This window comes from Agromyces marinus (assembly GCF_021442325.1).
In the GTDB taxonomy this organism is placed as follows: Bacteria; Actinomycetota; Actinomycetes; order Actinomycetales; family Microbacteriaceae; genus Agromyces; species Agromyces marinus.
Window position 1 is genome coordinate 123,192 of the sequence record NZ_CP087879.1, and the last position, 23,697, is coordinate 146,888.

Annotated in this window: 21 protein-coding genes; 13 read left to right on the forward strand and 8 right to left on the reverse strand. The window is 72.0% G+C overall.

Annotation, left to right across the window (positions count from 1 at the left end; translation table 11 throughout):
* Nucleotides 1-3: 3 nt before the first annotated feature.
* The 6 genes from DSM26151_RS00605 to DSM26151_RS00630 all read left to right on the forward strand — a co-directional run bounded on the left by DSM26151_RS00605 (nucleotide 4) and on the right by DSM26151_RS00630 (nucleotide 6,330).
* Nucleotides 4-1,101 (forward strand): LacI family DNA-binding transcriptional regulator, encoded by a 1,098-nt coding sequence (locus DSM26151_RS00605; RefSeq protein WP_234660472.1) that lies wholly within the window; start codon nucleotides 4-6, stop codon nucleotides 1,099-1,101.
* Nucleotides 1,102-1,178: 77 nt separating this feature from the next.
* A complete protein-coding gene (locus DSM26151_RS00610) occupies nucleotides 1,179-2,369 on the forward strand; it encodes a Gfo/Idh/MocA family protein (protein ID WP_234660474.1) in 1,191 nt (396 codons plus the stop codon).
* Between the two features lie 105 nt (nucleotides 2,370-2,474).
* Complete coding sequence (gene tdh / locus DSM26151_RS00615; RefSeq protein ID WP_234660475.1) at nucleotides 2,475-3,518, forward strand: L-threonine 3-dehydrogenase; 1,044 nt, start codon at nucleotides 2,475-2,477, stop codon at nucleotides 3,516-3,518.
* Between the two features lie 2 nt (nucleotides 3,519-3,520).
* The gene (locus DSM26151_RS00620; RefSeq protein WP_234660476.1) at nucleotides 3,521-4,705 is read left to right on the forward strand and encodes a glycine C-acetyltransferase; all 1,185 of its coding nucleotides are present in this window, start codon (nucleotides 3,521-3,523) and stop codon (nucleotides 4,703-4,705) included.
* 43 nt (nucleotides 4,706-4,748) lie between these two features.
* Nucleotides 4,749-5,186, forward strand: coding sequence for an SRPBCC domain-containing protein (locus DSM26151_RS00625; protein WP_234660478.1), 438 nt, complete (start codon nucleotides 4,749-4,751; stop codon nucleotides 5,184-5,186).
* Nucleotides 5,187-5,253: 67 nt separating this feature from the next.
* Nucleotides 5,254-6,330, forward strand: coding sequence for a LacI family DNA-binding transcriptional regulator (locus tag DSM26151_RS00630; protein ID WP_234660482.1), 1,077 nt, complete (start codon nucleotides 5,254-5,256; stop codon nucleotides 6,328-6,330).
* A 339-nt stretch (nucleotides 6,331-6,669) separates the two neighbouring features.
* On the opposite strand, the gene DSM26151_RS00635 is transcribed toward DSM26151_RS00630, so the two are convergent.
* Nucleotides 6,670-8,043 carry an MATE family efflux transporter gene (locus tag DSM26151_RS00635; RefSeq protein WP_234660484.1) on the reverse strand — a complete coding sequence of 458 codons (1,374 nt, stop codon included), beginning with the start codon at nucleotides 8,041-8,043 and terminating at the stop codon, nucleotides 6,670-6,672.
* A complete protein-coding gene (locus DSM26151_RS00640; protein WP_234661919.1) occupies nucleotides 8,040-8,411 on the reverse strand; it encodes a YccF domain-containing protein in 372 nt (123 codons plus the stop codon). Before DSM26151_RS00640 ends, DSM26151_RS00635 begins: the two co-directional genes overlap by 4 nt.
* Before the next feature lie 45 nt (nucleotides 8,412-8,456).
* On the opposite strand from DSM26151_RS00640, the gene DSM26151_RS00645 reads away from it, so the two are divergent.
* The 4 genes from DSM26151_RS00645 to DSM26151_RS00660 all read left to right on the forward strand — a co-directional run bounded on the left by DSM26151_RS00645 (nucleotide 8,457) and on the right by DSM26151_RS00660 (nucleotide 13,617).
* Nucleotides 8,457-9,833, forward strand: coding sequence for a TrkH family potassium uptake protein (locus DSM26151_RS00645; RefSeq protein WP_234660488.1), 1,377 nt, complete (start codon nucleotides 8,457-8,459; stop codon nucleotides 9,831-9,833).
* Nucleotides 9,826-10,530 (forward strand): potassium channel family protein, encoded by a 705-nt coding sequence (locus DSM26151_RS00650; protein ID WP_234660490.1) that lies wholly within the window; start codon nucleotides 9,826-9,828, stop codon nucleotides 10,528-10,530. The genes DSM26151_RS00645 and DSM26151_RS00650 overlap by 8 nt, the downstream gene beginning before the upstream one ends.
* Nucleotides 10,531-10,550: 20 nt before the next feature.
* Complete coding sequence (locus DSM26151_RS00655; RefSeq protein WP_234660491.1) at nucleotides 10,551-12,620, forward strand: M13 family metallopeptidase; 2,070 nt, start codon at nucleotides 10,551-10,553, stop codon at nucleotides 12,618-12,620.
* A 91-nt stretch (nucleotides 12,621-12,711) separates the two neighbouring features.
* The gene (locus DSM26151_RS00660) at nucleotides 12,712-13,617 is read left to right on the forward strand and encodes a serine hydrolase (protein ID WP_234660492.1); all 906 of its coding nucleotides are present in this window, start codon (nucleotides 12,712-12,714) and stop codon (nucleotides 13,615-13,617) included.
* Between the two features lie 27 nt (nucleotides 13,618-13,644).
* Here the strand turns inward: DSM26151_RS00660 and DSM26151_RS00665 are convergent, their stop codons facing one another.
* The gene (locus DSM26151_RS00665) at nucleotides 13,645-13,812 is read right to left on the reverse strand and encodes a hypothetical protein (protein WP_234660493.1); all 168 of its coding nucleotides are present in this window, start codon (nucleotides 13,810-13,812) and stop codon (nucleotides 13,645-13,647) included.
* Nucleotides 13,813-14,103: 291 nt separating this feature from the next.
* Here DSM26151_RS00665 and DSM26151_RS00670 point away from each other — a divergent pair, with 291 nt between their 5' ends.
* Nucleotides 14,104-15,147 carry a TerC family protein gene (locus tag DSM26151_RS00670; protein WP_234660494.1) on the forward strand — a complete coding sequence of 348 codons (1,044 nt, stop codon included), beginning with the start codon at nucleotides 14,104-14,106 and terminating at the stop codon, nucleotides 15,145-15,147.
* Nucleotides 15,148-15,213: 66 nt separating this feature from the next.
* Here DSM26151_RS00670 and DSM26151_RS00675 read toward each other — a convergent pair whose 3' ends face one another.
* From DSM26151_RS00675 to DSM26151_RS00695, 5 genes are all read right to left on the reverse strand, one after another.
* On the reverse strand, nucleotides 15,214-16,683 hold the full coding sequence (locus DSM26151_RS00675) for a flavin-containing monooxygenase (protein WP_234660495.1): 1,470 nt from the start codon (nucleotides 16,681-16,683) through the stop codon (nucleotides 15,214-15,216).
* Nucleotides 16,680-19,070, reverse strand: coding sequence for a 7,8-didemethyl-8-hydroxy-5-deazariboflavin synthase CofG (gene cofG, locus DSM26151_RS00680; protein WP_234660496.1), 2,391 nt, complete (start codon nucleotides 19,068-19,070; stop codon nucleotides 16,680-16,682). The genes DSM26151_RS00675 and cofG overlap by 4 nt, the downstream gene beginning before the upstream one ends.
* Nucleotides 19,071-19,211: 141 nt before the next feature.
* A complete protein-coding gene (locus DSM26151_RS00685) occupies nucleotides 19,212-20,015 on the reverse strand; it encodes an esterase/lipase family protein (protein WP_234660497.1) in 804 nt (267 codons plus the stop codon).
* 154 nt (nucleotides 20,016-20,169) lie between these two features.
* A complete protein-coding gene (locus DSM26151_RS00690) occupies nucleotides 20,170-20,574 on the reverse strand; it encodes an NUDIX domain-containing protein (protein ID WP_234660498.1) in 405 nt (134 codons plus the stop codon).
* A 23-nt stretch (nucleotides 20,575-20,597) separates the two neighbouring features.
* Entirely contained in the window at nucleotides 20,598-21,362 is a 765-nt protein-coding gene (locus DSM26151_RS00695) for a polysaccharide deacetylase family protein (protein WP_234660499.1), read from the reverse strand.
* Between the two features lie 197 nt (nucleotides 21,363-21,559).
* Here DSM26151_RS00695 and DSM26151_RS00700 point away from each other — a divergent pair, with 197 nt between their 5' ends.
* A complete protein-coding gene (locus DSM26151_RS00700; RefSeq protein ID WP_234660500.1) occupies nucleotides 21,560-22,945 on the forward strand; it encodes a glycine--tRNA ligase in 1,386 nt (461 codons plus the stop codon).
* Between the two features lie 245 nt (nucleotides 22,946-23,190).
* A complete protein-coding gene (locus DSM26151_RS00705; RefSeq protein WP_234660501.1) occupies nucleotides 23,191-23,697 on the forward strand; it encodes a thioredoxin in 507 nt (168 codons plus the stop codon).

Below are 23,697 nucleotides of genomic sequence, written 5' to 3' on the forward strand. Positions count from 1 at the left end.
CGCGTGAGCCTCGCAGAAGACGACGCGCTCGAGGTCCTCGACGCGCTCGCCGCGCGCGACGCCGGCGCACCCCGGCGACGGCCCACCCTGCGCATGGTCGCCGAACTGGCCGGCGTGTCGACCGCGACCGTCTCGTACGTGTTCTCCGGTCGTGCCGGAGGCAAGTCCGGCGTGGGCGTCTCCGAGACGACGACCAAGCGGGTGCTCGAGGCCGCCGAGCAGCTCAACTACCGCCCGAACCGGGCCGCGCGCGCCATCCGCACCGGACGCACCGGCATGGTGCAGCTCTCGCTGCACATGCTCAGCGACCCGTGGTCGCTCGCCGTCGCCGGTGCCGTCAACGCCGAGGCGAACCGGCACGGCCTGACGACGCTCATCCTGGCCGACGGCGACTGGTACACCGCACTCGACCGCGTCGAGAGCGACGTCGCCTACCTCGACGGCGCCGTCGACGACGAGGAGGGCCGCCGCAGGCTGGCCGACCTCGTCGAGCGGGGCCAGCGGCTCGTCGTGTTCTCGGAGACCCTCGAACCCGACGGGTACGACGTGATCCGGTCCGCCGCGCTGCCCGGCTGCGAGCTCGCGATGGACCACCTGCTCGAACAGCACACCGAGATCGGATGCCTCGTGGCCGAGGCCGCAGTCCGAGACGCCGCCCACTCGCGGACCAGGTACACGCCGTACCTCGAGCGCATGCGCGCGAACGGCCTCGAGCCAGACCCGGGGTTCACGTCGACGTTCGCCGACACGCAGGCCAGCGCGTTCTCGGCAGCGGTCGCGCTGCTCTCCGGCGAACGCCGCCCGACCGCCGTGTACGCCACCACGGACTTCGCCGCGATCGCCGCGATCAACGCCGCTCACATGCTCGGGCTCCGCGTGCCGCACGACGTCGCCGTGATCGGCGTGGGCAACACCCCGGACGCGCGTCTGGTGACCCCGACCCTGACCACGGTCGGTCCGACCGGGTTCTACGAACGGCAGGCCGAGATCATCATCGGCCGCGCCCTCGAGGAGGCCCCGGAACCCGCGCTGCACGAATTCCCCTGGGCACTCGTCCCGGGTGGTTCGACCGACCTCACCGCGCCGTCCGCCCGGACCTGAGCCGGCGCGCAACCCCTCATCCGGATCCCTCCACGCCGAGGCATCCGCGACCGAACGTTCCCACCGAAGGAGTACCTGTGGACCTCAAGATCGGCATCGCCGGCTACGGCGCGCGCGCCGCGAGCCTGCGGCACGAAACGCACCGGCCCGGCCGGGGCTCGGCCGTGACCGCCGTCTTCGACCCGACCGAACGAGCCCGGACGGATGCCGCGGCGGCCCTGCCCGACGCGCTCGTCACCGACGACCTCGACCGGTTCCTCGCGTCCGGTCTCGACGCCGTGCTCGTGCTGAGCCCGGACGACACGCACGCCGAGCTCGCGGTTCCCGTGCTCGAAGCCGGGATCCCCGTCTTCTGCGAGAAGCCCCTCGCGACCGACCTCGCGGACGCCGACCGCATCCTCGAGGCCGCCCGCCGCACCGGGAGCCGACTCTACGTCGGCCACAACATGCGACACATGCCCGTCGTCGCGCTCATGCGCAGCCTCGTGCAGGAAGGGCGGATCGGCGAGGTCAAGGCGATCTGGTGCCGCCACTTCGTCGGCAACGGCGGCGACTACTACTTCAAGGACTGGCACGCCGACCGGCGGCGCACCACGGGGCTGCTGCTGCAGAAGGGCGCGCACGACCTCGACGTCATCCACTGGCTGGCCGGCGCCTACACCGAGCAGGTCGCGGCGATGGGTTCGCTCAGCGTCTACGGGGCCATCGACGACCGGCGCGACCGGTCGGGCGAGCGGATGCCGGACTGGTTCAGCCTCGACAACTGGCCGCCGACCGCGCAGACCGGACTGCACCCCGTCGTCGACGTCGAGGACATCTCGATGGTGAACCTGCGGCTCTCCAACGGCGTGCTCGCGTCGTACCAGCAGTGCCACTTCACGCCCGACTACTGGCGCAACTACACGATCATCGGCACCGAGGGGCGCATCGAGAACCTCGGCGACACGGCCGGCAGCGAGGTCGCGCTGTGGAACCGCCGGCACCACGGCGCCGCGGCGCCCGACGAGACCTTCGTCGTGCCCGAGGTCGCCGATGCCGCGCACGAGGGCGCCGACGCGCTGCTCATCGCCGAGTTCCTGCGGTTCGTCCGCGACGGCGGCCTCACCGAGACCTCGCCGGTCGCGGCGCGCGAGGCGGTCGCCGCCGGGATCCGCGCGACCGAGTCGCTGCGCGGCGACGGCTCGGCGCTCGAGGTGCCCGCGCTCGACGCGGACCTCGTCGACTACTTCGAGCGCGGCCAGGTCGAAGTCGCATCCGTGCGGGGCTGACCGCCCCGCCGATACGATGGCCATGCCATCCGGCGCACCCACCGGACCTCGCGGGCGCCGCCGCACCAAGCGGCATCCGCACCGAACACTGGAGTCACGACCCGCATGAAGGCCCTGTACAAGAGCGCCCCAGGCGCAGGTTTCGAGTTCGTCGAACGCCCCGAGCCCGAGCCGGGCCCCGCAGACGTGAAGATCCGGGTGCTCCGCACCGGCATCTGCGGAACCGACCTCCACATCGAGAAGTGGGACGACTGGGCGGCATCCGAGATCCGCACCCCGCTCATCCCCGGGCACGAGTTCTACGGCGAGGTCGTCGAGGTCGGCGAACTCGTCCACGACGTCGCGGTCGGCGACCGCGTCTCCGGCGAGGGCCACATCGTGTGCGGCATGTGCCGCAACTGCCGTGCCGGCCGCCGCCAGATGTGCATCCGCACGCTCGGGCTCGGCCTGCACCGCGACGGTGCGTTCGCCGAGTACGTCGTGCTGCCGGGCGAGAACGTGTGGGTCCACCATGGCGACGTCGACCCCGAGGTCGGTGCGATCTTCGACCCGTTCGGCAACGCCGTGCACACCGCGCTGGCGTTCTCGGTCATCGGCGAGGACGTGCTCGTGGCCGGCTGCGGCCCGATCGGCCTGATGTCGATCGCGGTCGCGCGCCACGTCGGTGCCCGGTTCATCGTCGCCTCCGACGTCAGCCCGGCCCGCCTCGAACTCGCGATGCAGATGGGGGCGGATGCCACGGTCGACGTGTCGCGCGAGCGGGTGCGCGACGTGCAGTCCCGCCTGGGCATGCGCGAGGGCTTCGACGTCGGATTCGAGATGTCGGGTTCGGCGAAGGCGCTGCCCGAGATGATCGACAACATGAACCACGGCGGGCGGATCGCCCTGCTCGGGTTGCCGAGCGAGCCGTTCGCGATCGACTGGGGCAAGGTCGTCACGCACATGCTCACGCTCAAGGGCATCTACGGGCGCGAGATGTTCGAGACGTGGAACTCGATGAGCGCGATGCTGCAGACGAGCCCCGAACTGCGCGAGCGCGTGGCATCCATCATCAGCGACCGGTACCCGGCGCGCGACTGGCGTGCCGCGTTCGACGCCGCCGCATCCGGCGGGGTCGGCAAGGTCATCCTCGACTGGACGGAGATCTGAGCATGTACGGATCGGTGAAGGAGCAGCTGCGCGCCGAACTCGACGAGATCGAGGCGGCCGGGCTCACCAAGCGCGAGCGCGGCATCCACGGCCCGCAGTCCTCCGAGATCGAGGTCGCCGGGCGCACGGTGCTGAACTTCTGCGCGAACAACTACCTCGGCCTCGCCGACGACCCCCGGATCGTGGCGGCCGCGCATCGCGGCCTCGACGACTGGGGCTACGGCCTCGCGAGCGTGCGATTCATCTGCGGCACCCAGGAGCTCCACCTCGAGCTCGAGCGCGCGGTCTCCGACTTCCTCGGCTACGACGACACGATCCTGTTCTCGTCGTGCTTCGACGCGAACGGCGGCGTCTTCGAGGTGCTGTTCGGGCCCGACGACGCGATCGTCTCCGACGAGCTCAACCACGCGTCGATCATCGACGGCATCCGCCTGTCGAAGGCGCAGCGGTTCCGGTACAGGAACCGCGACCTGGCCGACCTCGAGGCGAAGCTCGTCGAGGCGTCGGGGGCCCGGCGCCGGGTCATCGTGACCGACGGCGTGTTCTCGATGGACGGCTACATCGCACCGCTGCGCGAGATCTGCGACCTCGCCGAGAAGCACGACGCGCTCGTGTTCGTCGACGACTCGCACGCCGTCGGCTTCGTCGGCGAGCACGGGCGCGGCACGCCCGAGTACTGCGGCGTCGAGGGCCGGGTCGACATCACGACCGGCACGTTCGGCAAGGCGCTCGGCGGGGCATCCGGCGGGTACGTCTCTGCGCGACAGGAGATCGTCGACCTGCTGCGCCAGCGGGCGCGGCCCTACCTCTTCTCGAACACGCTCGCGCCCGCGATCGTCGCGGGCACGATCGAGGCGCTGCGGCTCGTCAGCGAGTCGGGCGAGCTGCGCGAGCAGCTGACCGCGAACGCGGCGCTGTTCCGGTCGCTGATGACGGATGCCGGCTTCGACCTGCTGCCCGGCGAGCACCCGATCGTCCCGGTCATGTTCGGCGACGCGGCGCTCACCGCGCGCATCGCGGACGCGCTGCAGGAGCGCGGCGTGTACGTGACCGCGTTCTCGTACCCGGTCGTGCCGAAGGGGAAGGCGCGCATCCGCGTGCAGCTCTCGGCGGCGCACTCGGCCGACGAGATCCGGCGCTGCGTCGCGGCGTTCGCCGAGGCCCGCGACGCGGTGCTCGCGGGCTGAGTCGGGCGGAGTGCCGACGAGAGCCGATGAGGACAGGAGGCGCATGATGCACGACGACCTCGTCGTGACCTCGACGGTCGGGATCGACGCGAGCGCCGAGCGCGTCTGGGCGGTCATCACCGACACGGAGGCGGCGCGCGAGTATCTGTTCGGCGCCCGGTTCGAGGCCGACTGGAGGGTCGGCGGCGCGCTGCGCTGGAGCGGCACGTGGCAGGGCCGGCCGTACGAGGACCACGGGACCGTGCTCGAGATCGACCCGCCGCGCCGGCTGGTGCACACGCACTTCAGCCCGCGGCGGACGAGCGGACTCGAACCCGACGACCACCACACCCTGACCTGGACGATCGAGGGCGAGGCCGACGGGCCGAGCGTGCTCTCGCTCTCGCAGGACAACAACGCGACGCCCGAGTCGGCGGCGCACGCGAAGCGGGTCTGGGACTCGCTCGTGGCGAAGGTCAAGGAGATCGCCGAGCGCGCGTGAGCGCGGTTCGAGCCGGTCGATCCCGCCCCCCGGCCGGCTCGAATCGATTCGAACGTAGGATCGGGGTGTGAACGCCGAACCCGCGCCCACGACCGGGGCCCTGCCCCGCGTCACGCTCGCCGATGTCGCCGCCCACGCCGGTGTCTCCGCGTCGACCGCATCGCTCGCGTTCAGCGGGTCCGGCCCCGTGGCGGATGCCACGAAGGAGCGCGTGCTCGCCGCGGCATCCGCTCTCGGCTACGCCGGCCCCGACCCGCGCGCCCGGTCGCTTCGCCGCGGGCGCTCGGGGATCGTCGGCGTCGTCCTCGAGGAGCGCGTCCGCGCCGCGTTCCTCGACCCGGTGAAGATCCGCATGCTCGACGGACTCGCCGACGGCATCGCACCGCTCGGCGCCGGGCTGCTGCTGTTCACCGACAGCGGCGACCCGGCATCCCCCGTGAACATCGACAACGCGCCCGTCGACGCCGTCGTCCTCATCGGGTGCAGCCCGAAGTTCTTCCGGCAGGTGGATGCGCTGCAGCGCCGTGGCATCCCGATGGTCGCCATCGAGGGTGCGCCAGGCGGCGACATCCCCGAGATCACGATCGACAATCGCGACGCGACCCGGCGCGGAGCCGAGCATCTCCGTAACCTCGGCCACACGGATGTCGCGACGGTGACGCTGCCGTTCGAACCCACCCGTACCCGCGGGCCCCTGACGGCCGAGGTCGAGGCCGCCGCGACCGTCGACACGGCGGTCGAGCGGCTGCGCGGGGCGCGCGACGTCTACCCCGACATCCGGGTCCGGGTCGCCGGGGGGAGCCTGATCGAAGAGGGGCTCGAAGCCGGGCTGGCGCTGCTGGCGGATGCCGCGACCCGACCGACCGCGATCATCGCGCAGAGCGACCTGCTCGCCGCGGGCGTCCTCCGCGCCGCGGACGAACTCGGGATCGCCGTGCCCGGCGAACTCAGCGTCGTCGGGTTCGACGGGATCCACGTCGACGGCCTGCGGCACGACCTCACGACGCTCGCCCAACCGTCGACCGCGAAGGGCCGCGCCGCGGGCGAGACGGTCGTGCGCATGCTCGCGGGCGAACCCGTGACCGACACCGCCTTCGCGAGCGAGCTCCACATCGGCGACACGACGGCGCCCCCGCGAGCCTGACCCGCCGCGCGCGCCCGCGCGCGCCCGCCTGCGGGCTCACTGCGCCCGAGTGGGTGCCATGTGCACCGCTCGGGCGGGGTGAGCGGTGCACTTCGCACCCTCTCGCGCCTCGCCCGTCCCCGGAGCCACCGCCCCCGCGCGCCGGCGCACACGTGGCCGGGAGCGGCGCCTCCGAGCCGGCTGCCGCGCTCGCCGCCTCACCGTTGCCGAGTGGGTGCCATCTGCACCGTTCGGGCGGGCTGAGCGGTGCAGATGGCACCTTCTCGTCACGCGGCGGGGAGGGCGGCGGGGCGGCAGCCGGGGCGGGCGCGACGGGGGCGGCGACGCGCGAAGCGCGCCTCAGGCGGGCGCGCCGGTGACCATCCACGCGCGACCGCGCGCCCGGAGGCCGAGCGTCGCCGCGCGCGCGGCGAGGTACCCGATCGCGAACGCCGCGGTGAGCGCCGCGAGCGCGAGCGTGCCGGAGACCTCGGCGCCGGAGGCATCCGCCCACCAGACGACGCCCAGCGCGAGCGGCACGAACGCGGCCAGGTTCACGAGGCCCGTCCAGGCGAGGTAGCGGGCGTCGCCCGCGCCGATGAGCACGCCGTCGAGCACGAAGACGATGCCGCCGAGCGGTGCCGACAGGCCGAGCACCACGAGCGACGGCGGCAGCAGTTCGGCCACCGAGGGCGACGAGGTGAACACCGCCGGAAGCACCCACGCGGTCGCGACGACGAGCGTGCCGACCACCGCGCCGGCTCCGAACCCCCACTGCAGGCACCGGCGCAGCACCGCCCGCACGGTCTCGACGTCGCCCGAGCCGAGGCTCTTGCCGATGAGCGCCTGCGCGGCGATCGCGAGGGCGTCGAGGGCGAAGCCGAGGGTGAAGTAGATCGTGATCGCGACCTGGTAGGCGGCGAGCTCGTCGCGCCCGAGCGAGGTCGCGGCCCAGGTCGCGAGCAGCAGCGCCGCGCGCAGGCTCGCGGTGCGCAGGAACAGCCAGCCACCGTCGCGGGCGCCGCGCAGCACGCCCGCGTGGTGCGGCCACGCGTTCGCGCCGACGCGTTCGGCGTGCCGTGCGACCACCACGAGGTAGACGATCACCATGCCCCACTGCGCGACGACCGTGCCGATGGCCGACCCCGCGATGCCCCACCCGAGGCCGTAGATGAACAGTGCGTTCAGCGCGATGTTCGACGCGAAGCCGATGCCGGCGACCCACAGCGGCGTGCGCGTGTCCTGCAGGCCGCGGAGCAGCCCGGTCGCGGCGAACACGATGAGCATCGCGGGCAGGCCGATCATCGAGATCGAGAGGTAGACGGATGCCGCGGCCGCGACGCCGGGGTCGGCTCCGAACAGCCCCACGAGCCACGGCGTCGCGATCCACCCGGCGACCGCGAGCAGCACGCCGAGGCCGAGCGAGAGCCACAGCCCGTCGATGCCCGAGGCGACCGCGCCGCGTTCGTCGCCCGCGCCGAGCCGGCGCGCGACGGCGGGCGTCGTCGCGTACGCGAGGAACACCATGAGCCCGACGATCGTCTGCAGCACGGCGCTCGCGAGCCCGAGGCCCGCGAGCGGGGTCGCGCCGAGATGCCCGACCATCGCGGTGTCGGCGAGCAGGAAGAGCGGCTCGGCGACGAGCGCGCCCAGGGCGGGGACGGCCAGGCGCAGGATGTCGCGGTCGACGGCCGAGCGGCCGGCCCGCGCCGAGCGTGGGGTTCGCTCGGTCACGCGTCGACGATCTCCTTGCCGAGCGGCGCCAGCGAGACCGGGATGAGCTTGAAGTTCGCGATGCCGAGCGGGATGCCGATGATCGTGATGCACAGCAGCACGCCGGTGGCCAGGTGCGTGAGCGCGAGCACCCATCCGACGAGGATCACCCAGATCACGTTGCCGATGAAGGACCACGCGCCCGACGTGCGCTTGGAGACGACCTGCCGGCCGAACGGCCAGAGCGCGTAGTTCGCGATGCGGAACGACGCGATGCCCCACGGGATGGTCACGATGAGCACGCACATCACGATGCCGGCGAGCACGTACCCGATCCACAGCCAGATGCCGGCCAGGATAAGCCAGACGATGTTGAGGATCGTGTTCAGCATGGCTCGATCATCGCACCCATCCGCCGGGCGTATGATTCCGCGGTGACCTCACGCGAGTCGGTCCCGGTTCGCCGGACCCACCGCTTCCGCCGCGGCATCCGCCTGCACCCCGCCCAGGCGGTCGTGCTCGGGTTCGCCTCGGCCGTCCTCATCGGCACCCTCCTGCTCTGGTTGCCCGTGATGACGGTCGAACCGGGCGGGACCTCGTTCGTCGACGCGCTGTTCACGGCGACGAGCGCCGTCTGCGTGACGGGCCTGACGTCGGTGGACACCCAGTTGCACTGGAGCCCGCTCGGCCATGTCGTGATCATGGTGCTCATCCAGCTCGGCGGGCTCGGGATCATGATCTTCGCCTCGCTCGTCGGCCTGCTGCTCGCGCGCAAGATGAGCGTCCGGTCGCGCCTGAACACCGCGGCGGAGGCGAAAGCGGTCGGGTACGACGACCTGCGCGGCCTGGTCCGCGGGATCGTCCTGATCTCGTTGGCCATCGAGGCGGCGACGTGGGCGTTCCTGTTCCCGCGCCTGCTGTTCGCCTACGACTACAGCCCGGCGGATGCCGCGTGGCATGCGCTCTTCCATTCGGTCTCGTCGTTCAACAACGCGGGGTTCGCCCTCTACTCGGACAACATGGTGGGCTTCGTCGACGACCCGTTCATCCTGCTGCCCATGTGCGCGGCGATCATCCTCGGCGGGTTGGGGTTCCCGGTCATCATGCAGCTGCGCAAGGAGTTCGCGCGCCCCCTGCACTGGTCGATGAACACCAAGCTCGTGATCTGGGCGACGGTCGTGCTGCTCGTCGGCGGCACCGTGTACCTCGCGATCGCCGAGTGGAGCAACCCCGACACGTTCGGGCCGCTCGCCCCCGGGGCGAAGCTGCTCGCCGCGTTCTTCATGTCGACGCAGACCCGCACCGCGGGGTTCAACTCGGTCGACGTGGGACTCATGCACGACGAGAGCTGGCTCGTGATGGACGTGCTCATGTTCATCGGCGGCGGACCGGCCGGCACCGCGGGCGGCATCAAGGTGACCACGTTCGCGGTGCTGTTCTTCATCGTGGTGACCGAGTTCCGCGGCGAGGGCGCCGTGAACATCTTCGGCAAGCGGCTCTCTCGCGCGGTGCACCGTCAGGCGATCACGGTCGTGCTGACCGCGGTCGGCGCGGTCATGGCCGCGATCATCGTGCTCATGCACATCACGAGGCTCGACCTCGACCGCGTCGCGTTCGAGGCGATCTCCGCGTTCGCCACGGTCGGCCTGTCGACCGGCATCACGCCGGACCTCCCGCCCGCGGCGGAGGTGGTGCTCGTCCTGCTCATGTTCCTGGGCCGCATCGGCCCGCTGACCCTCGGCACGGCGATCGCGCTCCGCGACCGCCGCATCCTGTACGAACTCCCGAAGGAGAGGCCCGCGATTGGCTAGGTTCCCGTTGTTCGGAGGCGCGACGGACACGTCGCGCCGCATCGCCGAGGCCGATTCGGTCGCCGTCATCGGGCTCGGCCGGTTCGGCAGCTCGCTCGCGCTCGAGCTCATGGCCGGCGGCACCGAGGTGCTCGGCATAGATGCGGATGCCGAGATCGTGCAGGCCCTGAACGGCGAGCTCACCCAGGTCGTGCGCGCCGACTCGACGAAGGCCGAGGTGCTCGGGCAGCTCGCCGTCGGCGAGTTCGACCGGGTGGTGGTCGCGATCGGCACGGACATCACGGCGTCGATCCTCACGTGCTCGGTGCTGCTCGGCATGGAGATCCCCGTGATCTGGGCGAAGGCGGTGACCGAGCAGCACGCGGTCATCCTCGAGCAGCTCGGCGTGCACCATGTCATCCGGCCCGAGGCCGAGATGGGCCGCAGGGTCGCCCACCTCGTGCGCGGTGCGGCGCTCGACTACATCGAGATCGAGCGCGGGTACGCGATCGTGAAGACGCCGCCGCCGTCGCGCCTGCACGGGATCCCGCTCGGCCAGTCGGGCCTGCGCAAGGAGCTCGGGGTGACCGTCGCCGCGTTCAAGCGTCCCGGGGAGCAGTGGCGCAACGCCGACGCCGAGACCGTGCTCGGCCCCGACGACGTGGTGCTCGTGGTCGGCCCGACCCGCAAGGCCGAGGGATTCGCCCAGCTTCGCTGACTGCCGCCTAGGCTGTGTGGATGACCGACGCGACGCAGCCCAGCGGCATCATCCTCGACGAGCTCGACCCCGAGGTGCGCCCGCAGGACGACCTGTTCCGGCATGTCAACGGCCGCTGGATCGACCGCACCGAGATCCCCGCGGACAAGGCGAGGTACGGCAGTTTCATCGTCCTCCACGAGGAGGCCGAACAGGCCGTGCTCGACATCCTCCAGGAGTCGAGGGGCGCCGAGCCCGGCACCGAGGCGCGCAAGGTCGGCGACCTGTTCGCCTCGTTCATGAACGAGGAGCGCGCCGAACTGCTCGGGGCGACGCCCATCGCGGGGCAGCTCGTCGAGGCGTCGCTGCCGGGCACGGTGCCGCAACTGCTCGATGCGATCGGCAAGCTCGAACGCCAGGGCGTCTCGGGGTTCGCGCAGCTCTTCGTCTCGAACGATCCGGGCGATCCCGACCGGTACGTCGTCTTCGTCGAGCAGGGCGGCATCGGCCTGCCCGACGAGAGCTACTTCCGCGAGGAGCGCTTCGCACCCATCCGCGAGAAGTACCTCGCGCACCTCGAGCGGATGTTCGGACTCGCGAGGATCGGCGACGCGGCGGCCCGGGCGCAGCGCGTCTTCGACCTCGAGACCGAGATCGCCGCCGCCCACTGGACGAACGTCGAGTCCCGCGACGCCGAGAAGACGTACAACCTGATGCCGTGGGCCGACGTCGTGGCCGCGGCATCCGTCGACCTCGACCGTTGGCGCGACGCGATGGGCGTCGAGGAGGCGACCTTCGCCGAACTGAACGTGCGCCAGCCGAGCTTCGTCGAGGGCGTCGGCGCCCTGTTCACCGACCACCGCCTCGCCGCGTGGCGCGACTGGCTCGCGTGGCAGGTGATCCGCAGTTCGGCCGCGTACCTGTCGAGCGACTTCGTCGAGGCGAACTTCGACTTCTACGGTCGCACGCTCACGGGCGCGCCCGAGCTGCGCGAGCGGTGGCGCCGGGGCGTCTCGTTCGTCGAGGGTGCGATGGGCGAGGCGGTCGGCCGCATCTACGTCGAGCGGCACTTCCCGCCCGCGGCCAAGGATGCGATGGACGAACTCGTCGCCAACCTGGTCGAGGCCTACCGGACCTCGATCACCGGGCTGGACTGGATGGGCGAGCAGACCCGTGCCCGTGCCCTCGACAAGCTCGGGAAGTTCACGCCGAAGATCGGCTATCCGGTCGCGTGGCGCGACTACTCCGCGCTCGAGGTCGACGCGTCCGACCTGCTCGGCAACGTGCGGGCCGCGACCGAGTTCGAGTTCCAGCGCGAGCTCGGCAAGATCGGCGAGCCGATCGACCGCGACGAGTGGTTCATGACCCCGCAGACGATCAACGCGTACTACAACCCGGGCTTCAACGAGATCGTCTTCCCGGCCGCCATCCTGCAGTTCCCGTTCTTCGACGCCGAGCGCGACGCGGCAGCGAACTACGGCGCGATCGGTGCCGTCATCGGGCACGAGATCGGTCACGGGTTCGACGACCAGGGGTCGCGTTTCGACGGCGACGGCCGTCTGTCCGACTGGTGGACCGAGGCCGATCGTGCGGCGTTCGAGGAGCGCACGAAGGTGCTCATCGACCAGTTCGACGTGCTGGTCCCGGCCCAGCTGGCCGACGGTTCGGCAGCGGATGCAGGCGAGGCGGCGGATGCCGGCGGGGTAGCGGATGCCGGCGGCGCAGCGGATGCCGCAGCGGATGCCGGCGAGGCGGCGGATGCCGCGCCCGCCCGCGTCAACGGCGCCCTGACCATCGGCGAGAACATCGGCGATCTCGGCGGTCTCGCGATCGCCTGGAAGGCGTACGTGCTGTCGCTCGACGGGGCGGAGGCACCCGTGATCGACGGACTGACGGGCGCGCAGCGCTTCTTCCTCTCGTGGGCGCAGGCCTGGCAGATGAAGGGGCGCGACGCCGAGGTGGAGCGCCTGCTCGCGATCGATCCGCACTCGCCGAACGAGTTCCGGTGCAACCAGATCGTCCGGAACATCGACGAGTTCTACACTGGGTTCGAGGTCACCGAGGGTGACGCGTTGTGGCTGGACCCGGCCGAGCGCGTGCGCATCTGGTAGTCCTCCACCCGTCCCGTCCGAAACCCCGTCGAGCGCACCGCGATGTCGCGGTGGGGGAGCGCACGACCCGAACACGAAAGCCCCCCGAACCGTGGTCACCTCGCAGGGTTCCGAGCGTCGAGCTCGTCACGCCGGTGGTCGGCGCGGCCGCCATCGCACCGACGAGCCCGCCGAGGACTTCTCGCGCGGCTTCGACGCGCTCGGGGAGCTCGCGCTCGGCGGCGTCCAGGTGTCGGCGAGGGCGACCGACCTCGCGACGGGGCGTGTGCTGTTCTCGGTCGACGACCACGTCGTGATGCCGACCGCGTCGATCGGCAAGGTGCTGCTGCTCGTCGAGGTCGCCTCGCGACTCGGCGATGCGACCCCGGATGCGTTCGCGGTGCTCGACCGGGCACCGCGCGACGCGGTCGGCGACTCGGGGATCTGGCAGCACCTCCAGACGCCCGCGCTCCCGCTCTCCGACCTGGCCGCCATGGTGGGGGCGACGAGCGACAACCTCGCCACGAACGTGCTCATCCGCCACATCGGGCTCGAGGCGGTGCGCTCGCGCACCGAGACGCTGGGGCTGACCCGCACCGCGCTGCTCGACCTCGTCCGCGACCACCGGGGGCCCGACGACGCCCCGCAGCTCTCGATCGGGTCGGCGAAGGAACTGACCTGGTTGTTCGCCTCGCTCGCGCGCGGCGAGATCGTGAGCCCCGAGGTGTCGCAGCGCGTCGTCGGCTGGCTCTCGCTCAACGCCGACCTGTCGATGGTGGCTTCGGCGTTCGGCATGGACCCGCTCGCGCACCGTTCACCCGATCACGGCCTGCTGCTCATGAACAAGACGGGAACGGATGGAGGCGTCCGCAGCGAGGTCGGCGTGCTGCGGGGCCCGCGCGCGAGCGTGGCCTACGCCGTGTCGATGTACTTCGCCGACACCCAGCTGTCGGCCCGTCTCGCGGTGCTCGAGGGCATGCGTCGTGTGGGATCCGACCTGCTCGAGTACGTGCACTGACGCCGAGCGCCGGGTCGTCCGCGCCCCCTACGGAAGCTGCATTGCGGTGTCGCCGAGGGCGACGGTCGCGACGAGCAGGATCAGGGCGGCCGCGGTCACCAGGCCGCCCATCAGGAGCGAGAGCGCGGCTCCGAACAGTGTCGCCTTCGACTCCCGTCGGCGGGTCGCGGGTGTCGGGGTTCCTGAGGTCGTCATGCGGCGCTCCTTCCGGTCGGCGCTCGGCCGGTGCTCGTGGGTCGATCCTCGCAGACACGGGGGCGCCCGCCCGCTGTGAGAATGCCCGGAATGCGGAGTGAGGACGCCGTAGCGCGTCGCGCGCGGCGGCATCCGTCTGCTGTCCTTGTCGGTGGAGGGGAGTAGTCCCCGCAGGATGCGTCGTCATTCCGGGCCCGCGATCGGGCCTCGGCGCATCCGGGCCGCGCGACGTCCACGTTCGCGCGACGCTCGGACGAGACCTCCGGTTGCCGAAGACAACTGGAGGAATCGATGGATGTCCCCCTGTACGCCTGGTTCGCCGTGCTCGTCGCGATCGTGCTCATGCTGGGGATCGACCTGTTCGCCCACCGACGCGCGCACGTGATCGGCGTTCGCGAGGCGCTGGGCTGGTCGATCGTGTGGGTGCTCTCGGGCGTGACGTTCGGCGTCGTCGTCTGGAACGCCTGGGGAGCGGAGTTCGGGCAGCAGTACTTCGCCGGTTACCTCATCGAGAAGTCGCTCGCGGTCGACAACGTCTTCGTGTGGGCGATCATCTTCGCGGCGTTCGCCGTGCCGCGCGAGTACCAGCACCGCGTGCTGTTCCTCGGCGTGCTCGGGGCGCTCGTGTTCCGCGGGATCTTCATCGCGGCCGGCGCGGTGCTGATCGAGAACTTCTCCTGGATCCTCTACCTGTTCGCGGCGTTCCTGATCCTGACGGGCATCCAGATGATCCGCACGAGGAACGAGCACGTGCACCCCGAACGGTCGCGGACCTTGAAGCTGTTCCGGCGGTTCGTTCCGATGACCGACGCGTACCACGGGCAGCGGTTCCTGGTCCGGGTGGGCGGCGTGGTCGTCGCGACACCGCTGCTCGCGGTCCTCGTGCTCGTCGAGGTCACCGACATCGTCTTCGCGGTCGACTCGATCCCTGCGATCTTCGCGGTCACGGCCGAACCGTTCCTCGTGTTCACGGCGAACGCGTTCGCGATCCTCGGCCTGCGTGCGATGTACTTCCTGCTCGCCGACCTGATCCACCGATTCACGTACCTGAAGATCGGGCTCGCCGTGGTGCTGGTCTGGGTCGGGGTGAAGATGGCGCTCCTGGATGTCGTGAAGATCCCCACGACGCTCTCGCTCGCGGTCGTGGCGGCGATCATCGCGATCGCGATCGGCGCCTCCCTCCATGCGACCCGCGGGCAGGGCCGACGGCAGGTCCGGGCCCCGTCCGCAGGGCCGTTCCGGATGGCGACGGCGGAGGAGCTCGCCCTGGCGAGACCGGTGTTCCGCGATCGCGGCCGCGATCGGGACCGCGTTCGGGCTCGCACTGAGCGCTGAGCGCTGAGCGCTGAGGGCGGGCGGGCGGGCGACGCGCCCGCTCGCCCGCCCGCAACGGGCGTCGCGTCAGCGCCGGCGGGCCGGGCTCGGGACGAACTCGCGGCCGTCGGCCCGGTCGAGGCGTGCGCGGAACGCCTCGGCGGTCCCCGGCCACAGCAGGGTGAGCCTGCCGGATCGGTCGTCGACGTACCAGTTGCGGCATCCGCCGGTGAGCCAGGGCGTGGATGCCGCGGCCCGGTCGATCTCCGCGGTGTAGTCGCGTTCGGCGGCCGGATCGACCCTGAGCACTCCGCCGGCGGCATCCCTGCGGGCGAGTGCGCGCGTGGCGTAGTCCGCCTGGGTCTCGATCATCAGCACCGCGGAGTTGTGGCCGAGCGAGGCGTTCGGCCCGTTCAGCACGAACAGGTTCGGGAATCCGCTGACCACGGTGGAGGCGAAGGAGGTCATGCCGGCCGACCAGTGCTCGGCCAGGGTGGTGCCGTGCTCGCCGCGGACCAGCTCGGCGTAGGGCTGGCGACCCGCGCTGAACCCGGTCGCGAGCACGAGCGCGTCGGCGACGAACCTCCGGCCCCGCGCCGACTCGAGGGTGCTGCCGTCTACGCCGGCGAGTGCGGACGGCTCGAGGGTGACCGCGTCGGATGCCACGGCGGGATAGAACTCGTCGGAGAGCAGCACGCGCTTGCAGCCGAAGGCGTAGCGCGGCGTGAGGGCATCCCGCAGGCCCGGGTCGGCGACCTGCGAGTACAGGTGCGATCTCGCGGCGGCCTGCGCGGCGGCGGCCGCCACACGGTCGCCCGACCGTGAGGCGAATCGGGCCTCGCCCTCCGCGTACAGTCCTGCGCGGAGCGCGGCGAGGGCCTCGGGGCGCTCGGCGAGCCGGCGACGCTCGGCATCGGAGTAGGTCCGCGCTCCGCGGGGGACGATCCATGCGGGCGTGCGCTGGAAGAGGGTCACGTGCGCCGCGGTCCTGGCGATCTCGGGCACGAGCTGCACGGCGCTCGCGCCGGTGCCGACCACGGCGATGCGGGCGCCGGCGAGATCTGCCGCGTGGTCCCACCGCGACGAGTGGAACATCGGCCCGGGGAAGGTGCCGAACCCGGGGATCTCGGGGATCGCGGGTTCCGTGAGGCGGCCGCACGCGAGCACCAGGACGTCGGCCTCGATCGGGCCGCTCCTGCCGCCGACCTCCAGGCTCCACCACCCCTCGTCGCGCCACCGCGCCGCGAGCAGCGGCGTCGACAGCAGCAGGTGCTCGCCCAGGTGCTCCCGCGCGGCGACGTCTTCGAGGTAGCGCCGGATCTCGTCGCCCGGCGCGAACACGCCGGACCAGTCGGGGTTCGGGTGCGCAGCGAACCCGTACAGGTGGCTCGGAACGTCGCAGGCGACGCCGGGGTAGGTGTTCTCGCGCCAGGTCCCCCCGACGGATGCCGCACGCTCGAGGACGACGAAGGAGTCGCGCCCCGCCCGTCGGAGCGCCATGGCCATCGCGAGCCCGGCGAAGCCGGCTCCGACGATCGCGACCTCCACGCGCGTCATGGTCGGACCGCCGCGCGCGGAGGCGGGGGCGTGCGGTAGTCGGTGGTGCGCTGGCGGAACGGGCGGAACAGCGCCGCCGCGATCCGCGCGCCCTCCGCGAGCGGGAGCTCCCGTCCGTGCTCGACCCCCGCCTCCGGAAGCACCCGCCCGTCGAGGAGGGTGCCGCCGAGATCGTCTCCGCCGGCACGCAGCAGTTCGCGGGCGACGGTGGTGCCGACGCGGGGCCAGGGAACCTGGATGTGGGGGATGCTTCCGCTGAGCGCGAGGCGCGAGACGGCGACCATCGCTCGGTGCTCGTCGAGCGGTGAACGGTTCGGGACCAGCGGGACCCCGCCGAGCGGTCCGGGCAGGGGGATCGGGACGAACTCGGTGAATCCGCGCGTCGAGTCCTGGATCGAGCGGATGCGACGGAGGTGGGCGATCCGCTCCCGAGCCGTCTCGGCGTGGCCGTAGAAGATCACCGACGTCGAGCGCAGTCCCGCCCGATGGGCGGTCGTGACGGCCTCGACCCAGTCCTCGATCGCGAGATCGTCGGGGGCGACGAGTCGGCGCACGCGCTCGCTCAGGACCTTGACCCCGGTTCCGGGGACGGTGCCGACCCCGGCGTCGCGCAGTGCCTCGATCGCGCCCTCGAGTCCGAGGCCCCCGCGGTCGGCGAGGTCTCGCACATCCTGGGGGCGGTAGGCGTGCACGTGCAGGTCGGGTGCGGCGAGCACGACCGCGCGGACGATGTCGAGGTAGGCGGAGGGGTCCTGGTCGTCGCCGATACGTCCCTGGATGCACAGTTCGGTCGCCCCGAGCTGCCGGGCGTCCGCTGCGATGGCCGCGACGTCGTCGAGGGTGAAGGTTCCGGACTCGCGGGTCGCTGCGGCCCGGAAGCCGCTCGAGGTGAGGTTGCGGTTGGCGACGAGGCTCACCGCTTCGCCGACCGTGTAGCGGCGGACATCGTCCGCGGTGCCGGTCAGCTCGTCGAGGTCCGGGCCGGTCGCCTCGAGCAGCGCCGTCCACTCGGCGTCGTCGAGCGACGTCGGGTCGGCGGCAGCGGTCGCGGCCAGCGACGCGATGGGCCCGGCAGTCCGGGCCGGACTCCGTGCCGGCCGCGCGGAGGTGGACGGCTCGTCGAGCCGGACGGCGTCGGTCGCGTCGGCTCCGGGCGCACCCGGGACGGCGAGCCGCGAGGCGGGATCCGCCAGGGCGGCGACCGGTCCGTGCAGCTCCGCGTCGATCCAGGTGGCCGCGTCGCGCACGTACTCGGGGTGCGCGGTGAGGCGCTCGCGGAGCTCGTAGCCGAGGTCTGCGGTGCGTGCGGCGAGGTCGTCGAGGTGCGGCCACGGGCGCTCGGGGTTGACGTGGTCGGCGGTGAGCGGCGAGACGCCGCCCCAGTCGTCGGCCCCGGCCCGGACGAGCAGGTCGAACTCCGCCGGATCGGAGAGGTTCGGCGGGACCTGGATGCGCATGCCCGGGCCCATGACGAGCCGGGCGACCGCGACGGCCGCGATGTACTCGAGGGTGTCGGCATCCGGTCTGCCCTGCATCGCGGTCCGCGGCTTCGCGCGGAAGTTCTGGACGATGACCTCCTGGATGTGCCCGACGCCGTCGCGGCGGTGGCGGTCGTTCGCGTCCCTGATCGCGACGAGCGATTCGGCGCGGTCGCGCAGCGATTCGCCGATGCCGACGAGGATGCCGGTCGTGAACGGCACGCTCGCGCGCCCGGTCGCCTCGAGCACTTCGAGCCGGACCGCCGGGTCCTTGTCGGGCGAGCCGTGGTGCACGGCGCCCGGTTCCTCGTAGAGCCGCCTCGAGGTGGTCTCGAGCATCATGCCCATCGAGGGTGCGGTCGGACGCAGCGCGCGGATCTCGTCCGCGGTCATCACGCCGGGGTTGAGGTGGGCCAGCATGCCGGTCTCGGTCGTGATCAGCCGCGCGATCGCACCGACGTACTCGATCGTCGACGCGTACCCGTTCGCGTCGAGCCATGCGCGCGCCTCGGGCCAACGTTCCTCGGGGCGGTCGCCGAGGGTCAGCAGCGCCTCCTTGCATCCCATGGCGCGGCCCTGTCGGACGACCGCGAGCACCTGCTCGGGCGACATGTACACGGGCTTGCGCTGCTTGAGCAGTTGGCCCGGGGTGTCGACGAAGACGCAGTAGTGGCACCGGTCGCGGCACAGGGTGGTCAGCGGGACGAAGACCTTGCGGGAGTACGTGATGGTCTTCGCCCGCCCGGCTGCGACGAGCCCGGCGTCGCGCGCGGCGGCGGCGAGTCCGAGCAGGCGTTCGAGTCGTTCGCCCGTCGCCGACAGGAGCTGTTCCGCGTCGTGCACGTCGAGCTGCTCGCCCGCTTCCGCTCGGGCGAACGCGGTGTCGATGCCGGCACCGTCACCGGTCAAAGTGGATTCTGGATCCAGAATACGCATGTCAGATTGTCTCACCGATTCCCGCTTTCCGACCCACCGATTTCCGGAGGCTCCCGTCCCGTTCCGCACCCCGCACGAACGCGTGGCCCTGCCGCGCAGACGCGCTGTTCCGGCTCACGCCGTCGGCTCGTCCCTCGGTGCGGCGTGCAGCGTGCGCACGCCATCGAGCACCGCCAGGTGGGTCTCGCGCGCGCCGAGGATGCGGAAGTGCCCGGCCACGGGCACCCGGATGTTCGTCGCGCCGTCCAGCACGCTTCCGTCGGGGATGTGGGGGTCGAAGTCGCCGAACACCGAGACGATGCGCGCGTTCGCCGAGGTCGCCCGGCCGAGCATCACGATCGTCTCGTCGGTCGGCAGCAGTGCTCGCACGCTCGGATCCAGCACCAGCCCGGCCATGCTCGAACCGCCGAACGGGGTGCAGACGGCGACGAGCCCGAGCAGCCCGGCCGTGGCATCCGCTTCACCGGCGACCAGCACGTGCTTGGCGACCAGTCCGCCCTTGCTGTGCGCGACGACGATGCGCCCCTCGGGCGGCGCCGGGGTCCGGGCGAGGACCCGGCCGAGCCGCCCCGCGGTCGACGCGATGCCGCGGCGGTTCGAGCCGAGGCCGTGGACGACGCGGACCCGATAGCCGGCCTCGTTCAGCGCGTCGCCGATCGGCCTGAGGAACGACCAGTGCTCGTAGATCCCGGGCAGCAGGACGAGCTCGGGCAGGTCGCGGCGGCCCGCGCTCCACGACCTCGGCGGGTTCCAGCCCTCCGCGACGATCGCGAGCTGCCGGAGCCCCGCGTAGAGGTAGTCCAGCGCCCACGAGCCCAGGCGTGCGAGCGCGGACCGGGTCGCCCCGGGCGGGGTCGCCCCGCGTGGGTTCGGCCCGCGTGGGGTCGACCCGCGATCGAATCCGCCTGCACGCGGCATCCGCACCCCCCTTCCGAACTCGATCATGCCCGAGTGGGTGCCATGTGCACCGCCCGCGCCCGGGAACGGTGCAGATGGCACCCACTCGCGGCGCAGCGAGGCGGGGAGGGGGTGGGTGGGCAGGGCTGGGGGGCGGGTGCGCGCGGGGCGCGGCTCAGTCGATGAGACCGGATGCCGCGAGGCGGCGCAGCACCTCCGCGCCCGCCGGCGGGCACCGGTGCGTGTCGGCCGTGCCGACCCAGTGCAGCGCGCCGACCTCGTTCGACGGCACCGGGGCGGCATCCGTCTCGGCGAGGAAGACGTGCATGCGCACGTGCTGACCCTCGCCCTGCCCGTGCGCGAGCTCGCGCACCGTGAACGCCTCGACCAGGCCGGCCGGGTCGAGCACGAGCCCGACCTCCTCGAGCGCCTCGCGCGCGGCGGCCTCCGCGGGCGTCTCGCCCGCGTCGAGCTTCCCGCCCGGCATGTAGTGCACGTCGCGGCCACGCGCGGTCACCATGAGCACCCGCCGATCGCGGACGAGGGCGATCGCGGCGACGTGCAGGTCGGGCAGGGGCATGCCCACCACCGTATCCGGGACCCTCAGGGGTGCTGCTCCGAGGTGAACACGTCGTTCAGCGTCACCGTCTGCAGTCCGCGCTCCTCGAGGATCGACTCCAGGCGCCCGAACACCCGCGTGACCGGGTCGTGGTTCAGGTGGCCGATGACGATGCGGCCCGGGCCGAACCACTCGTCGGCGAGGGCGACGATCTCCTCCGGCCCGAGGGCGCCCGAGTCGCCGAGCGTGCCGTACCAGAGCGTCGGGACCGTGTACCCGACGGCGGCCGCCGCCGCGTCGACGCGCGCGTCGTGCCGGCCGTACGGCGGGCGGAAGTACGGTCGCGCGTCGACCCCGTACACCGACTCGAGGTAGTCGTGGTTGTGCTCGAGCTGCCACTGGATCTCGGCGTCGCTCAGCGTCGTGAGGTCCGGGTGCGACCAGGTGTGGTTCGCGAGCTGGACCTGCCCGCGCTCGACGAGCGGCCGCAGCGCGTCCGCGTGCTCGTCCCAGGCCGGGTAGACGCCGTTCGCGAACATGGTGAGACGGATGCCGCTGGCCGCCGCGAACGCGACGTACGCGCCGACCACCGCCGAGTCGGTGCCGTCGTCGACGGTCCACGCGAGCACGTCGCCGGCGCTCTCCGGCAGGGCGGTCAGCGCGCCCGGCGGCACCGGGACGCGATCGAGTTCGGGGGCCGGGTGCTCGGCGGCGGCATCCGCTTCACCGCGTTCGACCGCCCAGCGGCCGAGGGCCAGCACGCCGACCGCGGCGACGCCGGTGAGGAACACCCGACGTGTGAAGCCCACGATGCCCGCCCCCTCCCGTCGCCGGGAATCCGGCCCACTCCCGCTGTTGTACCGCGCTCGGCGGCCGGCGTCGGGCCGTCGCGTCCGCGCGGCGCGAAGCCGAGGCATCCGTCGCCCCGCGCATTTCGTAGGATGGAGAGCGACTTCGCGGGCGACTGGCCCGACGACTCCCCTCTTCCAGGACCATTGGAGCCACCGTGGCCGCACCCAGCCGTCTCGAATCCGTCATCACCCTCGCCCAGCACCGGGGCTTCGTCTTCCAGGCCGGTGAGATCTACGGCGGATCCCGGTCGGCCTGGGACTACGGCCCCCTCGGCGTCGAGCTGAAGGAGAACATCAAGCGCCAGTGGTGGCGCTCGATGGTGCAGGGCCGCGACGACGTCGTCGGCCTCGACTCCAGCGTCATCCTGCCCCGGCAGGTGTGGGAGGCCTCCGGTCACGTCGAGGTGTTCTCCGACCCGCTCGTCGAATGCCTGCAGTGCCACAAGCGGTTCCGCGAGGACCACCTCATCGAGGCGTACGAGGCCAAGAAGGGCCGCGCGCCCGAGAACGGCCTCGGCGACATCGTGTGCAGCAACTGCGGCACGCGCGGCCAGTGGACCGAGCCGCGCGAGTTCTCGGGCCTGCTGAAGACCTTCCTCGGCCCCGTCGACGACGCGGCCGGCATGCACTACCTGCGCCCCGAGACCGCGCAGGGCATCTTCGTGAACTTCGGCAACGTGCTGCAGGCGGCGCGCATGAAGCCGCCGTTCGGCATCGGCCAGATCGGCAAGTCGTTCCGCAACGAGATCACGCCCGGCAACTTCATCTTCCGCACGCGCGAGTTCGAGCAGATGGAGATGGAGTTCTTCGTCGAGCCCGGAACCGATGAAGAGTGGCACCAGTACTGGATCGACACCCGATTCCAGTGGTACGTCGACCTCGGCATCGACCCCGAGAACCTGCGCCTGTTCGAGCACCCGAAGGACAAGCTCAGCCACTACTCCAAGCGCACCGTCGACGTCGAGTACCGCTTCGGCTTCACCGGCGGTGAGTGGGGCGAGCTCGAGGGCGTCGCGAACCGCACCGACTTCGACCTGTCGACCCACGCCGAGCACTCCGGCAAGGAGCTGTCGTACTTCGACCAGCAGAAGAACGAGCGCTGGACCCCGTACGTCATCGAACCCGCGGCAGGCCTGACCCGCTCGCTCATGGCGTTCCTCGTCGACGCATACCACGTGGAGGAGGTGCCGAACGCGAAGGGCGGCGTCGACACCCGCACGGTCCTGAAGCTCGACCCGCGCCTCGCGCCGGTCAAGGCGGCCGTGCTGCCGCTCTCGCGCAACGAGAAGCTCTCGCCGCTCGCGCGCGAGGTCGCCGCGACGCTCCGGAAGCACTGGAACGTCGACTTCGACGACGCCGGCGCGATCGGTCGCCGCTACCGCCGACAGGACGAGATCGGCACGCCGTTCTGCGTCACCGTCGACTTCGACTCGCTCGACGACGACGCCGTGACGGTGCGCGACCGCGACAGCATGGGCCAGCAGCGCGTGCCGCTCGCCGAGCTCGAGGGGTACCTGGCCTCGCGCCTCGTCGGCGCCTGAGCGCTGCGGCCTGCCCCCCGCTGCCCCCCGCTGCCCCCCGCTGCGCCGAGTGTCCAGAAGGTGCCGCCTCGATCGCCTCGAAGCGACATCCGCTGGACACTCGGTGCATGGGCTCGGCGGGTGGGGGGCGCGTGGGAGGGAGCTGGGTGTCAGGGTTCCGTAATGCGGTGGCCGGGCGGGGGGCCGATCCAGGACGTACCGTGGAGGGAACGGGCCGAGGTCGCCCGTGGAACGAGGAAGCCGCCATGCCCGAACGCCCCGCCCGCCCGCTCGCAGCGTCGGTGCTGCTCATCGCCGCGCTCGCGCTGACCGGCTGCGCCACGCAGGCGACGGATGCCTCCGGCGCGAGCGCCGACCCTGCACCCACGACGGAGCAGACGCCCGAGCCCACGACCGACGCGAGCGATGAGCCGGCGGCGTCCGAGGACGCGGCCGACGCCCCCGCCGAGGGCGCATACCTCGACTACACCGACGGCGCCATCGAGGCGACCGCGGGCCCCAAGGCGCTCTTCTTCCACGCGTCCTGGTGCCCGAAGTGCCGTGCGCTCGACGAGGACCTGAAGGCGCAGGGCGCCCCCGACGGGCTGACCGTCTTCAAGGTCGACTACGACTCGCGCACCGACCTGCGGCAGGAGTACGGCGTGACGCTGCAGACGACGATCGTGTTCGTCGACGACGCGGGCGAGATGATCTCGAGCACCGTGCTCTACGACGACCCGTCGGTCGAATCGCTCGTCGACGCGATGCCGTGA

Coding starts and splice junctions, on each gene's coding strand:
- DSM26151_RS00670 (WP_234660494.1), top strand. CDS start 14,104: ATGGATGTCCCCCTGTACGCCTGGTTCGCCGTGCTCGTCGCGATCGTG.
- DSM26151_RS00705 (WP_234660501.1), top strand. CDS start 23,191: ATGCCCGAACGCCCCGCCCGCCCGCTCGCAGCGTCGGTGCTGCTCATC.
- DSM26151_RS00620 (WP_234660476.1), top strand. CDS start 3,521: ATGTACGGATCGGTGAAGGAGCAGCTGCGCGCCGAACTCGACGAGATC.
- DSM26151_RS00665 (WP_234660493.1), bottom strand. CDS start 13,812: ATGACGACCTCAGGAACCCCGACACCCGCGACCCGCCGACGGGAGTCG.
- DSM26151_RS00675 (WP_234660495.1), bottom strand. CDS start 16,683: ATGACGCGCGTGGAGGTCGCGATCGTCGGAGCCGGCTTCGCCGGGCTC.
- DSM26151_RS00625 (WP_234660478.1), top strand. CDS start 4,749: ATGATGCACGACGACCTCGTCGTGACCTCGACGGTCGGGATCGACGCG.
- DSM26151_RS00655 (WP_234660491.1), top strand. CDS start 10,551: ATGACCGACGCGACGCAGCCCAGCGGCATCATCCTCGACGAGCTCGAC.
- tdh (WP_234660475.1), top strand. CDS start 2,475: ATGAAGGCCCTGTACAAGAGCGCCCCAGGCGCAGGTTTCGAGTTCGTC.
- DSM26151_RS00690 (WP_234660498.1), bottom strand. CDS start 20,574: ATGCCCCTGCCCGACCTGCACGTCGCCGCGATCGCCCTCGTCCGCGAT.
- DSM26151_RS00685 (WP_234660497.1), bottom strand. CDS start 20,015: ATGCCGCGTGCAGGCGGATTCGATCGCGGGTCGACCCCACGCGGGCCG.